The organism is Methanobacterium aggregans (genome assembly GCF_017874455.1).
Lineage (GTDB): Archaea > Methanobacteriota > Methanobacteria > Methanobacteriales > Methanobacteriaceae > Methanobacterium_C > Methanobacterium_C aggregans.
In genome coordinates this window covers 112431-134172 of record NZ_JAGGLN010000003.1, presented here as the reverse complement: position 1 = coordinate 134172, position 21742 = coordinate 112431, and the positions used below count along the sequence as shown (strand labels likewise).

The following is a 21742-nucleotide window of genomic DNA, read 5'->3' as shown; positions in this document are numbered from 1 at the left end:
CCTTTGTAAAATAAAATTTCTGCCTTGTTTTTTACACCAGATTTATAAGACATAATATGATATAATCTCTAAAACTTAGAAATAGTTGGTGATAAAAGATGGAAAAAACAGTCAAAATAATCCCATTCTCAGAGGTAACCAAGTTCCACGGCCATGTGTGCCCAGGTTCTGCCATAGGCTACCGTGTGGCAGAAATAGCAATCCAAAACTTGATATCTCCCCGTGCAGTTGATGAAGAGCTTTTAGCAGTTGTTGAAAACGACAGCTGCAGCGTTGACGCAATTCAGGTTGTTACGGGCTGTACAATGGGCAAAGGTAACCTAATATTCAAGGACCACGGTAAACAAGTATACACATTCATGAACAGAAAAACAGGTGAAGCCGTCAGAATATCCCTTAAAGACAGTATTGAAGCATGGGATCCTGAATTTGCAGCTGCAAGGCAGAAGGTCTTCTCTGAAGGCGCAACTCAAGAAGATAAAAAAGATTTTGAAAGGATAAAGGATGAAATAACAGATAAGATACTCACAGCACCAGCAGAGGAACTCTTCAAGGTTGAGAAGGTTGAAACAGAATTTCCAGAGGAAGCCAGAATATTCAGGTCAGTTCGCTGTGCAAAGTGTGGGGAGATGGTTGCAGAGCACAGGGCCCGAGTTGAAAATGGTGAGATAGTTTGCATACCATGTTTCAGTGAATATTCAAGGAACTGAAATAACACCCTAATTTTTTTCATTTCCCAAAAACTTTATGAGTGAACAGAGTTATATTTGAATTACACCTAATTGATTCTAAATGAGATACATTTTCATGGGCCTGTAGTCTAGCCAGGAATATGACGTGGGACTTCGGATCCCAAGGTCGGGGGTTCAAATCCCCCCAGGTCCGCTAATTTTTATTTAATGCTATTTTCAAGGGTATTTCTCTTTATAAAAATTTATTAATTTTAACTTCCCATAGATCATTCCATGGAATCTGAAGATGAACTACCAAAATTCAGGATCAGAATACTAAAAAACGGTCCATACATAGTTTCAGGTGGAGTACCACTCTACAGGATGGCTATAGGTACAGATGAAGATGGGAATTCTTACCAGTGGTGTTCCAAGGAGGAAGTTCCATGTGGAGAGACCTACACCCTCTGCCGTTGTGGACAGTCAAAGAACAAGCCATTCTGTGACGGCAATCATGTTACGGCAGGATTCAATGGCACTGAAACTGCCAGTAGAAAACATTACATTGACGAGGCTGTGGAAACAGAGGGTCCAACCCTGAAGTTGCTGGATGTATGGTCCCTCTGCGATCATTCACGCTTCTGTATGAGGGAGGGAGGCATAAGAAAACTTGTTGCAGAATCCGACAACCCCAATTCCAGAGAAATTGCAGTTGAAGAGGCTGAAAGCTGCCCATCCGGCAGGCTGGTTCTGGTGGATAAAGGAACAGGTGAAACAATTGAACCAGAATTTGAACCATCCATAGTAATGGTTCATGACCCTCAGAAGGACTGTGAAGGTCCAATATGGGTCAGGGGAGGAATTCCGGTAGAATCTGAGGATGGTCATGTCTATGAAATCAGAAACAGGGTAACCCTGTGTCAGTGTGGAAAATCCGATAACAAACCCTTCTGTGACGGTAGCCACTGGATGTCCCCTGAGAAGAAGAAGGAATGGCGGGCTAAATGGGAATAATTCTTATAAAACTGAATAACCGAAGTTTCAAAACTTTTATGGCTCTGTTATAGTTTAGATTAAAAATTTTTATTTTAATTCTTTTATTCAAATTATAATCTTGATTTTTCAGTGCAATGATTTAAATCTTTAAAAAAGATTTTAAATTGTTTCAATCCCTTTCTATGGCTTCGCTGAAGAATTCAGGTACCAGGGATTTGTACAACTTGTTTCTGAAAAGCATTTTTATGTTTCCATCGAGGACGTAGGTTTCACAGTAATCGTCCTCGGCACGCATTCCCCTACCGTAGGCCTGTATGAGGGTCATAACGGTTTTGTAGGCGTACCACTTGGGATCCATGTCCTTACGTTTTTTTATCTGCCTGTCACCAAGGTATGGGAAGGGCACCTTGTAGATCACCTGGAACTGGCACTTCTCATAGGGCAGGTCCACTCCCTCGCTCATTGATGGACTCACAAGCACAAGGGGATCCTTGCTTTTCTCGAATTCATGGAGTTTGTACTCCCTGTTTTTACTGTCATGGTTCATTAGGCGTTTGTCCTGCAAATGTTTCATGATGTACTCCTGACACTTGTAGTTGTGGGTGTGTATAAGTCCCTTTTCCCTGTGATGGTGTTCAAGTATTTTTTCAAGTATTGGAATGGTTTTAGGGGCTGTTCTTCTTATTGCTCGCTGTGAAAGGGGCCCAACACTTTTGATGTGAACCGGCCTTGAAGTCACAGGGAAGGTGCTCTTTATCCGGAGGTAGTAAACCTCTTTAGGGTCTATTCCAAGCCATCTGCAGAAGAGGTCATGATCCAGGATGGTTGCACTCATGAAGATGCAAGTATCGGCGTACTGGAACAGTCTTTCATTGGCGTAGACATCCACCTTCAGTGGTTTGAAGGAAACAGCACCGGGACTTGTGTCAACCACCCAGTTTTCTGGATGGGCCTCCAGGTTGTTCATGAGCTCGCTGAGCCTACCCTTTGTCCTGTTGATCCTGTCTGCCTTGTTTTTAGGCAGTTCTTTAAGTCCCATGTCCTTGTAAGAACCATATATGGACTGAATGAAAGCTGTCCAGTCCTTCGGATCGTCGTAACCCATCATGTTCTGAGGTATGCTCTTTTTAATATCGTTACGCAGGCTTCTGTTGTAGATGTTCAGTTCCATTCTGCGCATGAGCTTGTCCTCGATGTTGTGGGCTTCATCAAGGATCATTAGATTTCTCTTTCCGAAGTGCTTAACATAGGCAAGCTCGAGAAGGGCGTAGTCGTAGTTCATAAGTGTTATTGAACTTTCAACTGCCCGGGCCTTCTGCCTCCAGTAGTTGCACTGATCAGCTGATCTGAAGTGAATCGGAGTTCCATAAGCATCTTCAAATGCAAAAGGGCCCTCTTCATATTGTGACTTGGTTATTCCAAATTTACATGCGAAGTTCTGAGAGTTTGGAACTGTTTGGCATGTTCCAATGTCGCAGGTGTCCACCAGACCTGCATCCTTACAGCTGAAGTTTCCACGGCCCTTGACCATGGGGTATCCGAACTCCTCAGCGTACTGGCTCTGAAGCTGTTTGGTCATGGTTAGGATGTAGGCGGGTTCGTATATCCTTGCAAGTGTTGTGGCAATTGCAGACTTACCAGTTCCAGTGCCTGCCTCAAGAACTATGTAACGGTAGCCCTCATCTATTGCATCACTTATGCGGGATATTATATCAAACTGATTGTGCCTGGGCTCTGAAAAGGGAAAATTCTCAATTATTTCATCATCAACATCAGGGTAGAGCTTTCTCAGCTCTGAAACATTATTATTTTTCGGGGATGATTTTTCAGCACCTTTAAACCCATTTTTAGGGCAGATGCACCTTGCCTTTATCATCCCACACTTCTCACAAAAAAAGCCATTTTCCATAAACACTTATATTTTTGTTGATGGTATAAATAGATGAAAGCTTAAAGAAGGTTTTATAAAAGTTCGTATGGATAGATCAAGGTATTTATCATAATATTATCTTGTTTTCAAAGTTTTATGAACTTCCAGAACAACACAAGGTTTGCGTGCAGAATATGAAGAAAGGAAAATTAATAGGAATAGGTGTGGGTCCAGGAGACACAGAACTCTTAACTATAAAAGCAGATAAACTATTAAAAACTGTCCCTGTGGTTTGCGCACCAAGATCAGCAAGTTCAAAGCCCAGTCTGGCACTTTCAATAGTTCAACCGGTTCTCGATGAACGTGAAGAAGGATACGAGGTAATGGAGCCTCTTTTCCCAATGATAGAGGATAAAAATGAGCTTGAAGGTTACTGGGATGATGCTGCAGATTTAATGGCCCGGAGACTTGAGGAAGGCATGGATCTGGCCTTCATAACTCTGGGGGATCCAACGGTTTACAGCACGTTTTCCTACGTTTCAAGCAGGTTGAAGACTAACGGCTTTGAAGTGGAAATAATACCCGGGATAACTTCATTCACGGGCTGTGCAGCAGCTTCAGGGATTCAGCTTGCAGATAAAGATGAAATAATAGTCATAGTGCCTAAAGTGGACGAACGTCTAGCCCAGATACTTCCTCACGGCGACACTTTCGTTATAATGAAGACTTCTAGGCATTCTGAGGAACTTGAAGAGATCATATCTGGAGAAAAACGTGATAAACGGGTTATATCGGTTCAAAACTGCAGCATGGAAGATGAAAAGGTTTTTGAAGGATTTGCAACCGATAAGAAGTATCTTTCCACCACCATAGTTAAGTTCAGGGATGGGGAATTTTAGGGTTTTACAGCATTATTAATCCTCTTTAATCTTGAATTTATTTTAAATTCTATTTTTATGACTCAATTGATAATTGACTTTTTTCAAGTGATTTAACTTCTTTTTTTGAATTTCATGATAACTCTACCAATAGTACTACAAAAAATTTATATAGTATTACTACTAATTCAATATTACCATATAATACTAAAAATATTACTTGTGGTGGTGGAGATACAGATATTGAAAGGGTTACATCCAAATCAAAAACAGATCTTAACTGTTTTAACAGTTATATTGGCATTTATACTTTGCGAAACAGCTTCGGCTGCTGAATTTGAACAAAATTACACCTTTGATGAAGACTTTGATGAAGGCACAATGGTGGGACTTGAGCATAACAGCACCAATAACCAGATTCAGCTTTCTAACGGCTCACAATCTGCACTCCCATACATTTGGGTACCTAACAGTAACCAAGGAACAGTTTCAAAAATTAATACAATTACAGGCATGGAAATAGCCCGTTACAGAACTGGACCCCAAAGTTCTACAAATCCCTCCAGAACAACCGTGGATCTTGAGGGTAACTGCTGGTTAGGAAACCGGCAGACAGGTACTGCAGTAAAAATTGGACTTTTAGAGAACAGCTGCTACACAGACCGGAACCAAAACGGTGTTGCAGACACTTGCAGAGATCTGGATGGAAATGGAATAATAACAGCAGATGAAATCCTTCCTTGGGGCCAGGATGAATGTGTGTTATACGAAGTTATTCTTATACCTGGACACGAGGGTACGTACGACCCTGGAAATTACACAGGCCCCTACGTTAACGACAACAACAATCCCGGTCCGAGGGGAATAGCTGTGGACTCCAAAAACAATGTATGGCTCGGTACATATGGATCAAAGAAGTATTACCATGTCGATGGAAAAACAGGCCAGATAATGAACACTGTTGATCTCTCATCTGTGGTGCACACTCCCTATGGTGCAGTTATAGACCAGAACGGCATACTATGGTCATCAGGTGCAGGTGGCCAGAACTTACTTCGTCTGGACACCAGTAACAATTCCATCACCACCATAAGACTCAAACACTTCGTCTATGGGTTGGGACTCGATAGAAACAATCACCTCTTCGTGGCAGGATGGGATTCATCATGTTTTTCAAGGATAAACATTTTAACAGGAAAGGTTGAATGGACAAAACCATGCCCATACCAATCCAGGGGAGTGGCAGTCACCGATGATGGAGACGTGTGGATAGCCAATTCTGCAGCAGGAACAGTAACCCGATACTCAAACAATGGAGACTTCAAAGCCACGGTAATAGTTGGAGCCACACCCACAGGGGTTTCAGTGGATAACCAGGGTAAAGTATGGGTGGTGGATTATGGTGATGAATACGTACATCGCATTAACCCAAGTAACAACCAAAAAGACAGTGTGGGAAACATAATCAACGGGGTGGAGTTATCAAAGAAGATAATCGGGGGCACCCACTACGGCTACAGTGATATGACAGGAACCATATCAAACACCATAACCACCAATAAAGGAACATGGACAGTTGTTCATGATTCTGGCCTTCAAAACAGCCAGTGGGGGTTGGTTTCATGGACGTGCTTTGAACCTGCAGGAACCAGAGTAACGGTGAGAACACGCAGTTCCAACGACAGAACAAACTGGTCAAACTGGGAAACAGTTCAAAATGGATTTCACCTTAATTCAACCCCAAAAGGCAGATATTTAGAGATAGAAACAGAATTAATAAGACTCACAGGTTACGAATCTCCGATCCTTTACGATCTCATGGTTCGAACCATAAGATCAGATGTTAAGATGGAAACAACTTTAAACAATTCAAATCCAAGCGTTGGGGACAACGTTAAAATTATTACCAAATTAATCAACAATGGCCCGGATGCAGCCCATAACCTCCTTGTCCACCTTAATTTACCTCCCGGCTTCATCTGGCCCATAAACAGTCAAGGGTTCATAGATGGTTCTGATTGGGCCATAGGAACTTTAAATCCTGGTGAAAGTGCATACATAGAAATTAACGGCACAATAACTCCAGAAATGGCTGGTAAAAATTTGATTTATAATTTGAATGAAACTCATGATGAATACGATCCTTTACCTAATTCTGAATTATCTGGGAGTATTTACATTCCCCTATTTAACTTGGAAGTGAATAATAACACAAAAAATGGGGTCCACACTTTAACTGTGCACAACAACGGTCTTGACACTGCCTTCAATCTAGCGGTACCAGTTAAGATCCCTCAGGGATCCACACCCCGTCCAAGTCAGGGTTACTATCAAAATGGGTCATGGTACATTGGATTTATTGCACCGGGTTCCACAACCCTCTTTAGCTTGAGTTTTCCTGCGTTACCTCCTTTAAATCAGATTAATTATAATATTAAGGTCGAAAACAAGGCTTATGCTGTGACTACACATAATTACTTCTCAGGAAGTGGAGATATGCCCCCACCTAAGCATAACACTATTCCAATGGAAAGTACTGGCATTTACCTCAATTTTTCAGCCATTGCTATTCTTTTAGTTTTTTTAGGTTCTTACATCAATTTAAAAAGGGATAATGTCAAACCCAATAAATTAGTTGTTTTTTTAACAGTTTTAGGAATGGTTCTACTTTTCATGGGTTCCGTAAGCGCCACAGGTGAAAACAGAACCTACAACACAACTTCTGACTTCAAGGATGGAGTATTTAACAATATAAACTGTTCTGATAATAATTTAAAGCTTGATAATCAGGTTAATCTATCAAAAAAATATCTTTGGGTGCCTAACACCAACCAGGGAACTGTATCAAAGATTGATGTGCTCACAGGCCAGGAAGTTGCACGCTACAGAACCAGTCCACAGGAAAATGCATTTCCATTCCGTACGGCTGCAGATGATCAGGGAAACTGCTGGGTTTCCAATAAAATAACGGGCACCCTAGTTAAAATAGGATCCTACGAAAATGGAAATTATCGGGATCGTAACCATAACGGAGCAATCGAAACGTGTCATGATAAGGATGGAAACGGAGTAATCACGTCTGATGAACTTCTGCCATGGGGTTCGGATGAATGTGTACTTTATGAGGTTGTTTTAACCTCTGAAACTCAGGGCACATACATCCCAGGAGATTACCGGGGGAGCTATGCCAATTATGCCAACGGAATCAAGGCACTGACCATAGATTCACAAAACAATTTATGGGTGGGTAGCAGCGAAACTAACAGATATTACTGCATTGATAACGAAAATGGTCAAATATTAAAGGTAATCGATGTTTCAAAGGTTAATCACAGCCCTTCCTATGTGCTGATGGATAAAATTGGTATTTTATGGTCTGGAGGTAACAATCTGCTCCGGTTGGATCCTTCCACAGAAACTATGAAGGTGTTTGATGTGGGTTGCCCCATTTACAGCATGGCTTTGGACGATGACAACCACTTATTTTTGTACGAGATATACAACCACTGGCTTTGGCCTGAAACAAAGCTGGCAAGATTCGATACAACCACAAACATAGTTAACTGGACCAAATCACTTTCATACATGTACGAGGGTTCCATATTGGTTTCCCATGATGGCAGTTTGTGGGTTGCAGATTACTACAACCACTGGTTCAACGGTAAAAGAGAAGGAGTAACACGTTACAGCTCTGATGGAGAAGTACTTGCCAGAATAATTACTCCTTCTCTTCCTTTAGGGTTGAGTGAGGATGTTAATGGCAAAATATGGGTTTTGGAAAGTAGCGGTGAGTACATTCACCGCATAGATCCTGAGATCAACGGTGTTGACCTCTCCAAACGGGTAGTTGGAGGGGTTCACGATGCACTGGGCAGCATGACAGCTCCAAATAATGGTATCTACGATCAGGGTACCTGGACTGTTGTTCATGATTCAGGGTTTGAGAACGCATGTTGGGGACGTGTAACCTGGACATGTTATGAGCCCTTGGGTACACTGTTAACGGTTAAGGTCAGAAGCTCCAACGACCAGAGCAACTGGTCGCAGTGGGAGAACGTCCAGAATGGAGTTAAAACTCAGTTAACCCCTAAAGGCAGATATCTGGAAGTTTCCATGTGTCTTGAAAGGTTCAATGCTTTAGAGTCTCCAGTTGTTTACAGCTTATCTGTGAGAAACTTGAATGAATCCGGAACAGACCTGATGGTCAACATGATCGTGAATAAAACGGTTCTTGATCTGGGTGAAACAGTTCTCTTAACCATTCAAACATGGAACAAAGGCCCAAAAACTGCGGATGTAACTGTTAAGTATATTACTCCATCAAATCTGAAGCTTTTAATCAGCAACGGCCCGGGAACCTACTATACACTCTCTGGAATTTGGAATGTGGGAACACTACCTGCTGGGGGTACAGCTGTGCTGGAACTGGTACTGCAGGCAGTTCAATGGGGGTCAAGCAGTACTGTGGCAGTTGTTTCATCGAATTTCCAGGATCTTAACCCTCTCGATAATGTGGTACAAATTGACTTTTCTGTTACTCAAAATGTTGTGGACGGTCCTTTGAACGTTTTAACCGTTGATCCACTATTCAATACAGAGGCTCCTGAGGTTTCTGGGGATGAGAGTTCAGGTGGAACTGGTGGTGATTCTTCAGGAGGTTCTAATGGGGTTTCAAATCCTCCAGTTCTGGGCGGTGGTCAGCTTGCTCGGGATATTCGGGGTGTTAGAAATGCAGTTTCAAGTGGAACTACCAATGGAAATATCCCGGAGTGGAATCCTGAGCCTCTTAAAACTTCAGAACCAAGTGATGAAGAATTAAAGGAATGGGAATCTCTTTTAATTGGTTTTGGGGCTGAAATAGTGTTTGGATTAATTCCCGATGAGTATCTCCAGATGGTTCAGAGTGCATCAATAAAAGCTGCTTCTACATTTAACCAGCTTTTGAGAAGTTTAGGATTTGTAAAACAATCAAATCAGATAGCACAAATATTAAAAAGATCTCATCAAATCCTTCAAACCACGGCTGTGGGGAAATGGGTTAATCGTTTATCGGCAGTGATGAGTGGAGTGGGTCCTAACGTTGGTATGAAAATTTTAGGAAGGGGACTTTGCAAAATGTTCCCTAAAGCTGCCACAGAAATTAAGATTTTTTTAGCCACACTTTCCATTGTTCAGTTTTTTAAAGATCCACTTGGAACTTTAAACGCTATAATAAATGCAGGCACAGCCATATTTAAAAAGGAAACACCGGACCCAGAAGATCTTGCTAAATTCCTGATTGCGGGGCCTGTGAAAGAGACTACGGACAAATTAGTAGGATAATACTTATAAATAAATTAAGTAATAAATAACTGTGGTAGTTGAAATGGGAATCTTAGAGAAACTGGATAAAAGAGCTTATGAAAAAGACAGTCAAATGGGACGGGAAGATATGGATAAACTTTTAACGTTCCTGAAAAATTGCGAAGTGGAGGGTTTGCAGGGTGTAATCTCTGAGATATACAGTTTGGTTGGGTCTGGTTTTTATGAGAAGTTTCTGCGTACCTTTCGGGAGGAGGCTTATGCTAAGCTGGATAGGGTTTTTACATTGGAGGAATTGGATGGTCTTCGTGTTTTGAAGCTTGCTAGGGCTAATTTGCACTTTGGCGGTATATTCAATACCATATTCACGCCTTCATTAGTAACTGCCAAGCAAATGGTAACGATTTTTATGATGATTCAGTACACCTACGTCATATTCTCTGGGAGGACTATGGACTGGAACGATGCTTTAAATATTTATTTTAGCAGGCTTGATGAGCGAATAATTTTTGCCTTGGATCTGTTTGATGAGGTGGAATTAGAAGAACTGCCAGAACCGACAGCGGAATATTTTAAAGCCCTTAAAAAACTCAAATGGTCAAATAAAAACACAAAAAACTTGTACAATAAACTGAACGATTTTACCTTTGAGATCAAAAGGTTTGTAATGGATTATCCTCCTCTTGAGGAACAAGTAGGTTGGATTACAGATTACAGGGTAGCAGAAGATCTTTTCATACAAACACTGGCTGGCTGCAGTGCAGCGAATGATAATCGGTTGGAGGTAGAACCTGAAGATGTTATCAAAGCGTATAACACTTTTTTTAAATTAATAAAAACGGATGTAACTAAGTATAAAGCTATTCCAGAACTGGTACAAGACATCGAGGGATATAATGGTCCTGTTGTGGAAACGGGTTACTTGGTCTGCAAAAACTGTGGAGGCTACTACAAGCTCCAGCCAGGGGAATCACCTGACGACTTTGACAGGTGCCAGTGCGGTGGAGAATTAGAATACAAAAATAATTTTTAACCCTTGATCCACTATTCAATCCCGAAGCTCCTGAAGTTTCTGGGGATGAAAGTTCCTGTGGAAGTGGTGGTTATCCAAGATGTTTAAATGGTATTAGAAATCTTCTGAATATCTTCAATGAGTTAAAAATTCCTTTTTAAATAGAGTTTCAAGTTGTTAAATACAATAATTAACTACTCTCCCAGAACGTGAAAATTTTGAGAAACTATTTATTTTTGCTCCAGCTCGTGATGAGGAATACTAAGGTTAAAGGTGTGATATATGGGCATTGTTGATAAAATGGAAGAGCAGTTGGATAAGAGAGCAAGGAAAAGGCAACAAGATATGGAAAATCTTTTTACATATTTGAAAAACCTTAACATTCCTGATTTGGATGAAATTCTATCTGAAGTTAGAATCATGATGGAATCTGGATTTTATAACTCTTTGATAAATACAATGTCCAATGATAAGTTCGATAAGGATGTTGATTTTTTGGGTGATTTACCTAAACATAGGGTGGGAATACTTGCTCATGATAACTTGAGGAGAGGTGGCATATTCACGACGATTTTCACAAAATCAATTATCACGGTCCAAGATACACTTACATTGTACTCGTTCATTGAATCTGTTTATTATATACACAAAAATCCCTTAGAAAAGGAAGATTTGCTCAATATTTATTTCAGTAGGTTGGATGAATTATTAATTTTTGGCTTAGACAGTTTTGATGACATTGATCTAGAAGACTTACCCGATATTACCCCAGAATATTTTCAAGCATTAAATAGAGTTTATTGGGAAGATAAAAAATTATATGATGATTTAAAACGATTAATGTTTGAAGTAATGGATTTTATTTTAAATTATCCTGCCGTAACAGAGTGGCCTTCAAAGTACAGGGTTACAGAAGATTTTTTTATTCAGTTCTTAACTGCTTGTAATGCAGTAAATGGTAATCGTTTGGGAATGAGAACAGAAGATGTTATTAAGGCTTATAAAACTTTTTTTAAATTGATTAAAACGGATGTAACTGAATATAAGGCAATTCCTAATTTGATTGAAGATTTGGATGATCATGGGCCGTATTTGGTTTGTAAAAAATGTGGTGCATATTATCAGTTTCCATATGGTGAATCTATTGATGAATATTCAGATATTTGTGAATGTGGGGGGAAATTAAAGTATTTAGGTAATCCTAGGGAATAAACAGGTTGATTCATTCAGCAATACATTCTGGCAAACCTGATCAACAAGTTTAATTGCAAAATTAATAATATAAAATTCATATTAGTTATTAATTGGTGGGTCGCAATGGGAATCTTAGAGAAACTTGATAAAAGGGCTTATAATAAGGAGAAATCTAAGTCTCTTGAAGATATGAATGATATTTTAAGGTTTTTAGAAGATTATGAAGTGGAGGGTTTGCAGGGTGTAATCTCTGAGATATACAGTTTGGTTGAATCTGGTTTTTATGAGAAGTTTATGCGTACCTTTAGGGAGGAGGCTTATGCTAAGTTGGATAGGGTTTTTACATTGGAGGAATTGGATGGTCTTCGTGTTTTGAAGCTTGCTCGGGCTAATTTGCACTTTGGTGGTATATTCAATACCATATTCACGCCTTCATTAGTAACTGCCAAGCAAATGGTAACGATTTTTATGATGATTCAGTACACCTACGTTATATTCTCTGGGAGGACTATGGACTGGAATGATGCTTTGAATATTTATTTTAGCAGGCTTGATGAGCGAATAATTTTTGCCTTGGATCTTTTTGATGAGGTGGAGTTAGAAGAACTGCCAGAACCGACAGCGGAATATTTTAAAGCCCTTAAAAAGCTCAAATGGTCAAATAAAAACACAAAAAACTTGTACAATAAGATAAACGATTTTTTTGGTGAGATTCAAATATTCGTCATGGATTATCCTCCCCTTGGAGAGGAAGTAGGTTGGATTACAGATTACAGGGTAGCAGAAGATCTTTTCATACAAACACTGGCTGGCTGCAGTGCAGTGAATGATGGTCGGTTGGAGGTAGAATCTGAAGATGTTATCAAAGCGTATAACACTTTTTTTAAATTAATAAAAACGGATGTAACTAAGTATAAAGCTATTCCAGAACTGGTGCAAGACATCGAGGGATATAATGGTCCTGTTGTGGAAACGGGTTACTTGGTCTGCAAAAACTGTGGAGGCTACTACAAGCTCCAGCCAGGGGAATCACCTGACGACTTTGACAGGTGCCAGTGCGGTGGAGAATTAGAATACTCTGAAGGCATCGACTTTGAAGATCATTAAAGGGAATCAACTCTAAAAATCATTCTCCCCCCTTATCTATAACAAAGCAGCAGTACTTATCACCTTTAGCGTAGCATTTAATCTCTTCAACTGTAACATCCTCACCGAAATGTGCTGAAAACACAGCTTCAAGCACTCCGGAGTCGAATGCACAAGCAGACCTTCCAATCTGGGGCAGGTCTTCACATTCGAAGCAGTCGTAAGCCCTTATAGTAATGGGGTCAAGCTTTTTAACCTCTATACGGCCCAGATTGTTCTCCTGCCAGAATGCAGCTATTTTTTCCGTGAGGTTCTCAAGATCTTCAGCTTTTAATTTTTTGTAAAAGGTTTCACCGACCTTCAAACCTGCATTGTGGAGTACTGGGTCGATGTTGATTCCCTCCTCCATGAGTGCAACCCTTATGGTTCTGAAGACGAACCTGAAAAATTCGAAGGGATCACCTGATTCTGTAACCCTTTCAAGGTAACTCTCCACTTCTTTTTCAAATTCCTTTCCAGTTTCAAGGTCTCCGATGTATCGAGATTTGATGAAGAATATCTTCCTGCGCCTGTCTGAGGGGTCTGGTCTGTAGTCAACTATGCCCTCATCCAGGAGATCCATCAAATGGGCAGATATGGTTGATTTGGATTTACCTGTCATTTCAACGATCTTGGATGCACTCAAACCTCCTTCACTCAGTATTGAGAGTATTTTGGCTTTGATTGGACTTTTGATAACGTTGACTCCCTTTTCTGTTGCAAATATCTTTATTGATCCCTTATTCTTTGGTTTGCTGTTTTTGTTCTGGGCTCTCTGGGTCATTTGTAAATCCTCATTAGTTATGATGTGGCTTCCACTATATAATGGTTCGTATCGATCCGAACGGTAAAGTTTATATAGGATGGTTCGTATACAACCATACAGTTTGAGAACACACGAACCAATTTACATTGGTTGAGGGTCATGGGTTGAAAAAGACCTTGATCCATAGTTGAAAAAAAACCGGAGGATGAGACATATGAAAGCAGATGCAGTGAAAATGAAGGATGGAGTGTACTGGGTAGGGGTTCTTGACTGGGATCTTAGAACCTACCACGGATACACATTGGATGGAACAACCTACAACGCCTACCTGGTCTTTGGTGATGACAAGGTGGCACTTATAGACAACTGCTACCCTGGACATTCTGAACAGATGTGGGGCAGGATCAAGGACGCATTCGAGAAGGAGGGAAAACCATTAAAACTGGACGTCATAGTACAGAACCACGTTGAAAAAGACCACAGTGGAGCCCTTACAGAAATCCACAGGAAATTCCCGGATGCACCAATCTACTGCACAGAGATAGCAGTTGAAGGCCTAAAAAGACACTTCCCATCCCTTGAGGGTGCAGAGTTCGTAACAGTTAAAACAGGAGAAACCCTGGATCTCGGAGGTAAAACCCTTGCGTTCCTGGAGGCATTCCTACTTCACTGGCCAGACAGCATGTTCACCCTACTGGCTGAAGAGGGAATACTTTTCCCAAACGATGCCTTCGGACAGCACCTGTGCTTCAACGAACGCTACGATACAGACATACCAGATTACGTCCTGATGGATGCCACAAAGAAGTTCTACGCAAACCTCATAACTCCAATATCCAAACTGGTCCTTAAAAAATTCAAGGAAGTTGAAGAACTTGGCCTTCTTGATCAGATAAAAATGATAGCACCAGCCCACGGTCAGATGTGGACAGACCCAATGAAGGTGATAGGGGCCTACAGTGCCTGGGCAACAGGAGAGTGCAAGGACAAGATAACCATAGTTTACGACACAATGCACGGATCCACACAGAAAATGGCCCACGCCCTTGCAGAGGGAGTCACAAGTCAAGGATTTGACGTGAAGATGTACTACCTCCATGAAGACGAGCGCAGTGAGATCGTAAAGGACATCCTTGACAGTAAGGCCGTTGCCTTTGGAATTCCAACCATCTACGACGCACCATTCCCAAGCATTGGGGACATAGTTTACTACCTCCAGGGACTCCGCTTCGACAGAACCGGCAGTAAAAAGCCAGCAGTAACCTTCGGATCAATGGGAGGTAAAGGTGGAGCGCCACAGAAACTCAAAGATGACCTTGATGCATGCGGATTTGATGTTTCAGATGCTTACGAAGTTTACTACGTGCCTGACGAGGGAGAACTGGAACGCTGCTACAACATAGGAAAAGAAATGGCTCTGAAGGTAAAAGATTAACTAAAAGGTTAAAAAAACCTTTAAAATTATTTATAAAACCGTTTATCACCGTGATAAAAAAAGTCAGTTAGTCGCTGAATTGATACCGCCGAGATCAGGACGGAGAAAGACAGAACTAATCTCCGTCCAGATCTTACATAAAATAAAATATTAACGGATTATTTAAATTAAGAGGAGGAAAAAACTATGAAAATTATAAACGAACATGAAATGGGAATTACAGAAGGAACAGAGCTGGAAAAAGAGGTTCAGGCAAACTTCCAGGGAGAATGTGCAGAGGTTGGAATGTACCTTGCAATGGCAAGACAGGCCCAGAGGGACGGACTTCCAGAGGTTGCAGAGGTTCTTAAAAGAATAGCCTATGAGGAAGCAGACCATGCAGCCCACTTCGCAGAGATGAACGGAATCATCAAACCGACTCTCAAGGAAAACCTTGAAATGATGCTTGAAGGTGAAACAATGGCCAACAACGAGAAAAAGGCTGCTGCAACTAAGGCAAAGGAAAACAACATAGACCCTGCCCACGACTTCTTTGATGAAAGTTCCCGTGACGAGGGAAGGCACGCAAAGATGCTGAAGGGCCTGCTTGGAAGGTACTTCTAAATATCTTTCATTCACTTTTTTTTTAGATCATCTGGTGTTACAATGAAGTACGAGTGCGAAATCTGCCACTACATCTACGACTCAGAAACAGGGGATCCAGAACATGGATTTGAAGCAGGACTTTCCATTGAAGACCTTACTGAAGACTGGGCATGTCCTATCTGTGGACTTGGAAAGGAATGCCTTCAGCCAATAGAAGATAAAACCGAAGTCCCAAAGGGGGAGCTGCCCCTCAACCTCATGGTTCTGGCCCTTACCCGTGGCCTCTGGACAATATCTGGAAGGGGATCCTACTCAGTGACCCGTGAGATCGGAAGAACCTTTCTAAAGGAACTTAAAAAAACAGATATGGAATTCAACAATCCGGAATCTGCACTTAAATCTGTTAAAACCTATTTCATAGACATGCACAGGTTTGCAAGGGACATGGAATACGAAGTGCATGAAGGGGAGGTTGAACTCACAGTTAAAAACTGCAGATTTTTTGGGCTCTGCAAACAACTTGAAGACCAGGGCGTTCTCATAACAACCTGCCCCTACACCAACACAAGTTCTGTGGCTTTGGAAGAAGTTACGGGATACAGGTACAGAATAAACAAAGAAAAGAGCGGTTACGGCCATAAAATAACTCTTAAACCAGTTTCAAAGGTTTAAATTCCTTATCCTATCTTTTTAAATCCTATCAATCTACTCTTTTTTATAGAAAGCACATAACGACATAAAACCTTTAATTTTTAGTTTAAACTAATTTTAATCGTTAATATGTGCTGAATATTAATTAAATTTAATTTTTTAAAAAAACTAGAAATTGCCCTAAAATTAAACTAAATTACTAAAAAATAAATAAAAAAAACCTTGAAGATTGGTTTTTTAATAGTTTTATTTGAAATTTTTCAGTTTCTCACAGGCATCCTCTGCTGCGAGCACAACTGGGTCAACAACCATTGAAACTGGTGGGGCGTATGCAAATTCCATTGAAACCAGTTCGTCGCATTTGACCTGTTTGGCTATGGCTATTGACATGGTATCTACCCTCTCTGCAACTGTTTCCTTTGCTATGATCTGACAGCCGACTATGGTGCCTTCTCTGTTGCATATGAGCTTGATGTCAATGGGTTTGCAGCCAGGATAATACCTAGCCCTTGTCAGGGCGCTGCTTCTTCCTGCAACGGTTGGTATTCCACTGAGGTCACCTGTTGTTTCGCTGAGTCCAACTGCTCCAAGTTCCAGTTTGCCAATCTTTGAAACCACGGAGTTCAAAACAGGTCTGAAACTGGCAGTTTTACCGGCTATGTTCTTGGCTGCAACTTTTCCCTGACGCACTGCAGTTGTTCCGAAGGGTGAAAGGGTGTTCTGACCTGTTATTGCATCGTGCACCTCAACACAGTCACCAACTGCGTAGATGTTTGGAATTGATGTCTGCATTTTTTCGTTAACTTCTACTGCCCATCTTCCGATCTTGCAACCTGCTTCACTTGCAAGGGATATGCGTGGACGCACACCTGTGGCCATTATAACCATGTCTGCATCCATCAATTCCTCCCCAACAGCCACCTTCTCAACCCTCTTCTCACCAATGAGTTTTTCAACGGGTTTACCCAGAACAACCTTGACTCCCTCTTTTTCCATGTAGTTCTGAACTTTGAGTGCCATATCTGGGTCCAAAGACCTTGGAAGTATCTGTGGCAGCATTTCAGTCACGGTGACATCCAGTCCCAACTGTTTGAGTTCGCAGCCGGTTTCAAGTCCTATGGCTCCAGCTCCGATAACAACAACTTTACTGCTCTTTTTAGCCCATTCTTTGATTTTTTCTCCATCTTCAATGGTTCGGACCTTGAAAACACCTTCAAGATCAACTCCCTCCACTGGAGGAATGAATGAAGATCCACCAGTTGCGATTACAAGGTAATCGTAGTCCTCAATTTTTTCAAGGTTTTTTCCGTCTTCTTTGACACGGTACTCCACTTTGTTTTCATCTGATAAAATTTTATGAACTTTTGATTCTGTTATAATGTTTATACCCTTTTCTTTGTAGTCTTCGGGTTCGTGCATTATTATATCTTCAAAGGATCCTATTTCACCACCTAAAACGTAGGGTATGGCGCATGGAGAGTATGCTACATGGCTGTCCGTTGTTATAACGGTTATTTCTGCATCTGAATCATATTTTCTTATGTTTGAGGCCACGGTAAGCCCGCCGGCTCCGCCACCTATTACAACAACTTTCATTTATTTTTTCCACCTTTTTGCATCAAGACTTACAGATGAATTTCTGTATTTCTCAAGGTATAAAAAGTTTGATTCATCAAACAATATTTTCACAAAAATCCCACTCCTTCTTCAAGAAACATTTATACATCCATTAATTTAGATATATAGAATTAAGATGGAATGACTTCAGGGATTTTTTGAAGTTTAGAAAAGATCTCAAATCAGGATATGTTTTATCATAAAAATTGCATAAAATTCTAGGGGATGTTAAAAATGAAGGATAAAGAGATTAAAAAAGCTGTTAAAGAGCGTTACTCAAAAATCGCAACCAAGGAAGAATCCTCTTGTGAATGCTCCTGTTGTGGGGGCGACAGTGCAGGTTCAGTAATTCAGCAGGCAAAGGCTGCAGGATACACAAAAGCAGAGCTTGGAAGTATTCCAGAAGAAGCAGTGTTTGGACTGGGGTGTGGCAACCCAACAGCACTTGCAGAGATTGAAGAAGGTGAAACAGTCCTAGATCTTGGATCTGGTGGAAGAATTGATGTTTTTCTTGCAGCCCAGAAGGTTGGAGATAGTGGTAAGGTCATAGGGGTGGACATGACACCGGGCATGATCGAAAGGGCAGTTGAAACTGCTGAAAAAGGCAGTTACACCAACGTGGAGTTCAGATTAGGTGAGATAGAGGATCTACTCGTTGAAAATGATAGTGTGGATGTTATAATAAGTAACTGTGTCATAAACCTAACACCAAATAAGGCAGCCGCATACTCAGAGGTTTTCAGGGTTTTAAAGCCTGGCGGCAGAATACTGGTTTCGGATCTTGTCACCGAAGGGAAAATACCTGAAGAAATACGTAAAAGCTTTCAGGCATGGTCTGACTGCATAGCTGGGGCCATGGAAAAACAGGATTACCTGGATACAATTAAAAATGCAGGATTCAGGGAAGTGGAAGTTGTTGAGGAACATTTCTTCACAGAACCCAACATGGATGAGCGTCTTGTAACCAAAATCATAAGCGTACAGGTAAAGGCTGTTAAATAAAGAGTTAGATAGGATTAAGAACGTAGGATTAAAAAATCAAGGTATGAAAAATGAAGAACTGCCAGATCAAAGATGAAAATAATGAAGTAAGGCCCTGTGCAGAACAGATAAATAATTTAGGGATGATATTAAACTCTTTACCATCTGTTGATGAGTTTCAAACCATGGCCAATGTTTTCAAGGCCATTTCAGATCCAACAAGACTCAAAATACTCCACCTCCTGGCAGAGGGGGAGCTTTGCGTCTGTGAAATAATATACGTCCTGGAAAAACCCCAATCAATCATATCCCACCATTTGAACATCCTAAAAAATGCAGGATTCATAAAATGGCGTAAAGAAGGTGTTTGGATACACTACAGGCTTTCAGATGATAAATTAATTGAGGAAATAAATGTTATGATTGAAACAGTTCAAGGATAGGGAATTTTATGTCGGAAGCTAAATCTAAAAACAAAAAAGCAGTGGCTGCATGCAGTGGAATGAGTCCCTACGGACTTGTTGCAAGGGTTGCAGTAGCAGATACAGTAAAAGAATCTGATAATGTAATCTCAATATGTATGGGTGCTACAGCAGCAGATAGGGAAGGATTCAGGGGTCTCATAAAAAAATATCCGATCGTGGCCATAAACGGCTGTGATGGGGCATGTGTTAATAAGATACTCAAACAGAAGGGTGTTGAACCAGTTAAAACCCTCGACGCCATAGACATTCTTAACGAAGCTGGATTGAAACCAACAGATGTATGCAGGTTGGATGATGAAGGTGAAAAATCCGTGGAAGCAGTTAAAAAATCCATTAAAAAGACTTTAAAATCTTTAGATTAAACTGTTGGATCAATTTTTTTATAATAAAATAGGCATGTGACAATAAGCGGATACCCAACTCTTAAGATGTGGTTCTGGATTTTAAATATTGAGTTTGGATTAAGGATAATGCAGAGGGGGAGTGTATTTTGAAGGTAGCCATAGTAACAGACGGCCCCTACGGAGAAAGGGCATATGAAACCATAAAAGAAGAATTTGAATGTGATTTTGTGGAACTTGAACCTCCAGCTTCCATGTTCATGGATGAAATTGAAGTGCCTCAGAAGGAACTGGAAAAACTTGAAGAGGCAGATCTGCTCATAACCTACGTTTTACACCCTGATTTAACACTGGAACTTGTTGAAAAGCTTCATGATAAGGTTGGGTGGATTATAGTGGGGGCATGGAGGGGTGAAGGATTCAAAAATCAGGTAGAACGATTTGGCAATGTCACATGCCCTGAAAACATGTGCGACCTCGAAGAAAATGGTGATCCTATCTATGACGAGTTTGTTTCCAAATTCGGAAGACCAGTTGTTGATGCGAAGGTGGAGGATGGTAAAGTTGTAAGTGTTGAAGTTTTAAGGTGTTCACCCTGCGGATCCACCAGATTCGTGGCAGATGAAATGGTTGGAGAAGAAATTGAAGGTTTAGCTATAAAGGCAGGTCTTAGAATACAGCACTACCCCTGCAGAGCACCAAAAATGCGCCTATTTACAGATGATGAATGTAAAAAGGAAATGGCAGCCAACTTCCATAGAGATGCCTTTGAAGAAGCCATTGAAAAGGCTTTAAAGAAAAAAGAGAAGAATTATAATTAGCTAAGAGCCCAATACTCTGGAGCACATTGGATTGAAATGCCCCTTTTCTTACATTGAATAGTTTTATTAATTCTAAACTACACTTTCTTTTTATGCTAATAAAAATCATAATAAAAGTTAATTGTACTTTCCATGATGATTTTAAGGGTTAAATCTTTTTTAAAGGTCATAAATCCATTTATCAAATTAAATTGCTCATTATTATTCATGGACAATTATTTATTCAAGATCAACCCAAAATAATAACATGAAAGAGAGGATGGTTCCTGAGGAGGGTGGAGGAAAGATCATGACAATCATCTTGACTGAGGGACCTTACCGCTCACAATACGCTGATATTGCATACAACATGGCGAAAAGTGCCCTTAAAATGGGATACGGGGTTAACATGTTTCTTTACATGGATGCAACACACATCCCTAAAAAAGAACAGAATCCCCATTCATTTCCCAACGTTGCACATGAATTCCGAAAACTCATCGCAATGGGGGCAGATGTGAGGGTTTGCGTTAGATGTGCAACTGCAAGGGGACACAGCTGCACAGAAAAACCCTACATAAAAGGTGTTAAAATAACCAACGTCTACGACATACCTGAATGGGTTAAAGAAAGTGATAAGGTGATCAGTCTGGGGTGAATCCATGGATCACGTGATTATAATAATAGACAAGGCACCTTACGGTTGGGAAGATGCATTCAGCGGGGTTTACATTGCAATTGCATGTCTAAACAGGGAACTGAATGCAGATGTTCTGCTTACAGGGGATGGAGTTTACGCTGCACTGGAAGGTCAGAAACCTGAAGAAACCATCAAATACCCCTGTGTGGAGGATTTAACCTATCTGATATTTCCTGAAGGAAATTTATTCGTTCATAAAAAATCAATGGAGGATAGGGGAATAATTGAGGATGATCTGGTTGAGGCAGCTCAATCCGTGGATGATGAAGAACTCTACGAGATAATTAAATCTAAAACCCATGGAACATCATTTTTAAAGATCTGAATGGGTTTA

The 21742-nt window shown here is 40.7% G+C and carries 19 protein-coding genes and 1 tRNA gene; 17 read left to right on the top strand and 3 right to left on the bottom strand.

What is annotated here, in order from left to right:
• Window positions 1-98 precede the first annotated feature (98 nt).
• From J2756_RS05740 to J2756_RS05730, 3 genes are all read left to right on the top strand, one after another.
• Entirely contained in the window at window positions 99-710 is a 612-nt protein-coding gene (locus J2756_RS05740) for an FmdE family protein (protein ID WP_209583508.1), read from the top strand.
• Window positions 711-809: 99 nt separating this feature from the next.
• Window positions 810-885: transfer RNA gene (locus J2756_RS05735), tRNA-Arg, on the top strand.
• A gap of 80 nt (window positions 886-965) precedes the next feature.
• Window positions 966-1685 (top strand): CDGSH iron-sulfur domain-containing protein, encoded by a 720-nt coding sequence (locus J2756_RS05730; protein WP_209583506.1) that lies wholly within the window; start codon window positions 966-968, stop codon window positions 1683-1685.
• 151 nt (window positions 1686-1836) lie between these two features.
• On the opposite strand, the gene J2756_RS05725 is transcribed toward J2756_RS05730, so the two are convergent.
• The gene (locus J2756_RS05725) at window positions 1837-3576 is read right to left on the bottom strand and encodes a helicase C-terminal domain-containing protein (protein WP_209583504.1); all 1740 of its coding nucleotides are present in this window, start codon (window positions 3574-3576) and stop codon (window positions 1837-1839) included.
• 155 nt (window positions 3577-3731) lie between these two features.
• Between J2756_RS05725 and cobI the strand changes: the two genes are divergently transcribed.
• From cobI to J2756_RS05700, 5 genes are all read left to right on the top strand, one after another.
• Window positions 3732-4436 (top strand): precorrin-2 C(20)-methyltransferase, encoded by a 705-nt coding sequence (gene cobI, locus J2756_RS05720; protein WP_209583503.1) that lies wholly within the window; start codon window positions 3732-3734, stop codon window positions 4434-4436.
• 222 nt (window positions 4437-4658) lie between these two features.
• On the top strand, window positions 4659-9737 hold the full coding sequence (locus J2756_RS05715) for a DUF11 domain-containing protein (RefSeq protein ID WP_209583500.1): 5079 nt from the start codon (window positions 4659-4661) through the stop codon (window positions 9735-9737).
• 43 nt (window positions 9738-9780) lie between these two features.
• A complete protein-coding gene (locus tag J2756_RS05710; RefSeq protein ID WP_209583943.1) occupies window positions 9781-10749 on the top strand; it encodes a hypothetical protein in 969 nt (322 codons plus the stop codon).
• Window positions 10750-11010: 261 nt separating this feature from the next.
• Window positions 11011-11940: a hypothetical protein gene (locus tag J2756_RS05705; RefSeq protein ID WP_209583498.1), complete on the top strand. Its 930-nt coding sequence runs from the start codon at window positions 11011-11013 to the stop codon at window positions 11938-11940.
• Between the two features lie 207 nt (window positions 11941-12147).
• The gene (locus J2756_RS05700) at window positions 12148-13029 is read left to right on the top strand and encodes a hypothetical protein (RefSeq protein WP_209583496.1); all 882 of its coding nucleotides are present in this window, start codon (window positions 12148-12150) and stop codon (window positions 13027-13029) included.
• Window positions 13030-13048: 19 nt separating this feature from the next.
• Here the strand turns inward: J2756_RS05700 and J2756_RS05695 are convergent, their stop codons facing one another.
• On the bottom strand, window positions 13049-13831 hold the full coding sequence (locus tag J2756_RS05695) for a V4R domain-containing protein (protein WP_209583493.1): 783 nt from the start codon (window positions 13829-13831) through the stop codon (window positions 13049-13051).
• Window positions 13832-14027: 196 nt separating this feature from the next.
• Between J2756_RS05695 and J2756_RS05690 the strand changes: the two genes are divergently transcribed.
• From J2756_RS05690 to J2756_RS05680, 3 genes are all read left to right on the top strand, one after another.
• On the top strand, window positions 14028-15248 hold the full coding sequence (locus tag J2756_RS05690; protein WP_209583492.1) for an FprA family A-type flavoprotein: 1221 nt from the start codon (window positions 14028-14030) through the stop codon (window positions 15246-15248).
• Window positions 15249-15434: 186 nt separating this feature from the next.
• Window positions 15435-15851: a ferritin-like domain-containing protein gene (locus J2756_RS05685; RefSeq protein WP_209583491.1), complete on the top strand. Its 417-nt coding sequence runs from the start codon at window positions 15435-15437 to the stop codon at window positions 15849-15851.
• A gap of 42 nt (window positions 15852-15893) precedes the next feature.
• Window positions 15894-16505, top strand: a complete 612-nt coding sequence (locus J2756_RS05680) for a rubredoxin (RefSeq protein ID WP_209583488.1) — start codon at window positions 15894-15896, stop codon at window positions 16503-16505.
• A gap of 225 nt (window positions 16506-16730) precedes the next feature.
• On the opposite strand, the gene J2756_RS05675 is transcribed toward J2756_RS05680, so the two are convergent.
• Window positions 16731-18080, bottom strand: a complete 1350-nt coding sequence (locus J2756_RS05675) for an FAD-dependent oxidoreductase (protein WP_209583479.1) — start codon at window positions 18078-18080, stop codon at window positions 16731-16733.
• Between the two features lie 255 nt (window positions 18081-18335).
• On the opposite strand from J2756_RS05675, the gene arsM reads away from it, so the two are divergent.
• The 6 genes from arsM to J2756_RS05645 all read left to right on the top strand — a co-directional run bounded on the left by arsM (window position 18336) and on the right by J2756_RS05645 (window position 21733).
• Entirely contained in the window at window positions 18336-19103 is a 768-nt protein-coding gene (gene arsM / locus J2756_RS05670; protein WP_209583477.1) for an arsenite methyltransferase, read from the top strand.
• Between the two features lie 50 nt (window positions 19104-19153).
• Window positions 19154-19525, top strand: a complete 372-nt coding sequence (locus J2756_RS05665; RefSeq protein WP_209583475.1) for an ArsR/SmtB family transcription factor — start codon at window positions 19154-19156, stop codon at window positions 19523-19525.
• A gap of 8 nt (window positions 19526-19533) precedes the next feature.
• Complete coding sequence (locus J2756_RS05660) at window positions 19534-19929, top strand: putative zinc-binding protein (RefSeq protein WP_209583473.1); 396 nt, start codon at window positions 19534-19536, stop codon at window positions 19927-19929.
• 128 nt (window positions 19930-20057) lie between these two features.
• Window positions 20058-20729, top strand: a complete 672-nt coding sequence (locus J2756_RS05655) for a DUF166 domain-containing protein (RefSeq protein ID WP_209583472.1) — start codon at window positions 20058-20060, stop codon at window positions 20727-20729.
• A 289-nt stretch (window positions 20730-21018) separates the two neighbouring features.
• The gene (locus tag J2756_RS05650; protein ID WP_245315955.1) at window positions 21019-21366 is read left to right on the top strand and encodes a DsrE/DsrF/TusD sulfur relay family protein; all 348 of its coding nucleotides are present in this window, start codon (window positions 21019-21021) and stop codon (window positions 21364-21366) included.
• A gap of 4 nt (window positions 21367-21370) precedes the next feature.
• On the top strand, window positions 21371-21733 hold the full coding sequence (locus J2756_RS05645) for a DsrE family protein (RefSeq protein WP_209583470.1): 363 nt from the start codon (window positions 21371-21373) through the stop codon (window positions 21731-21733).
• Window positions 21734-21742: the final 9 nt, after the last annotated feature.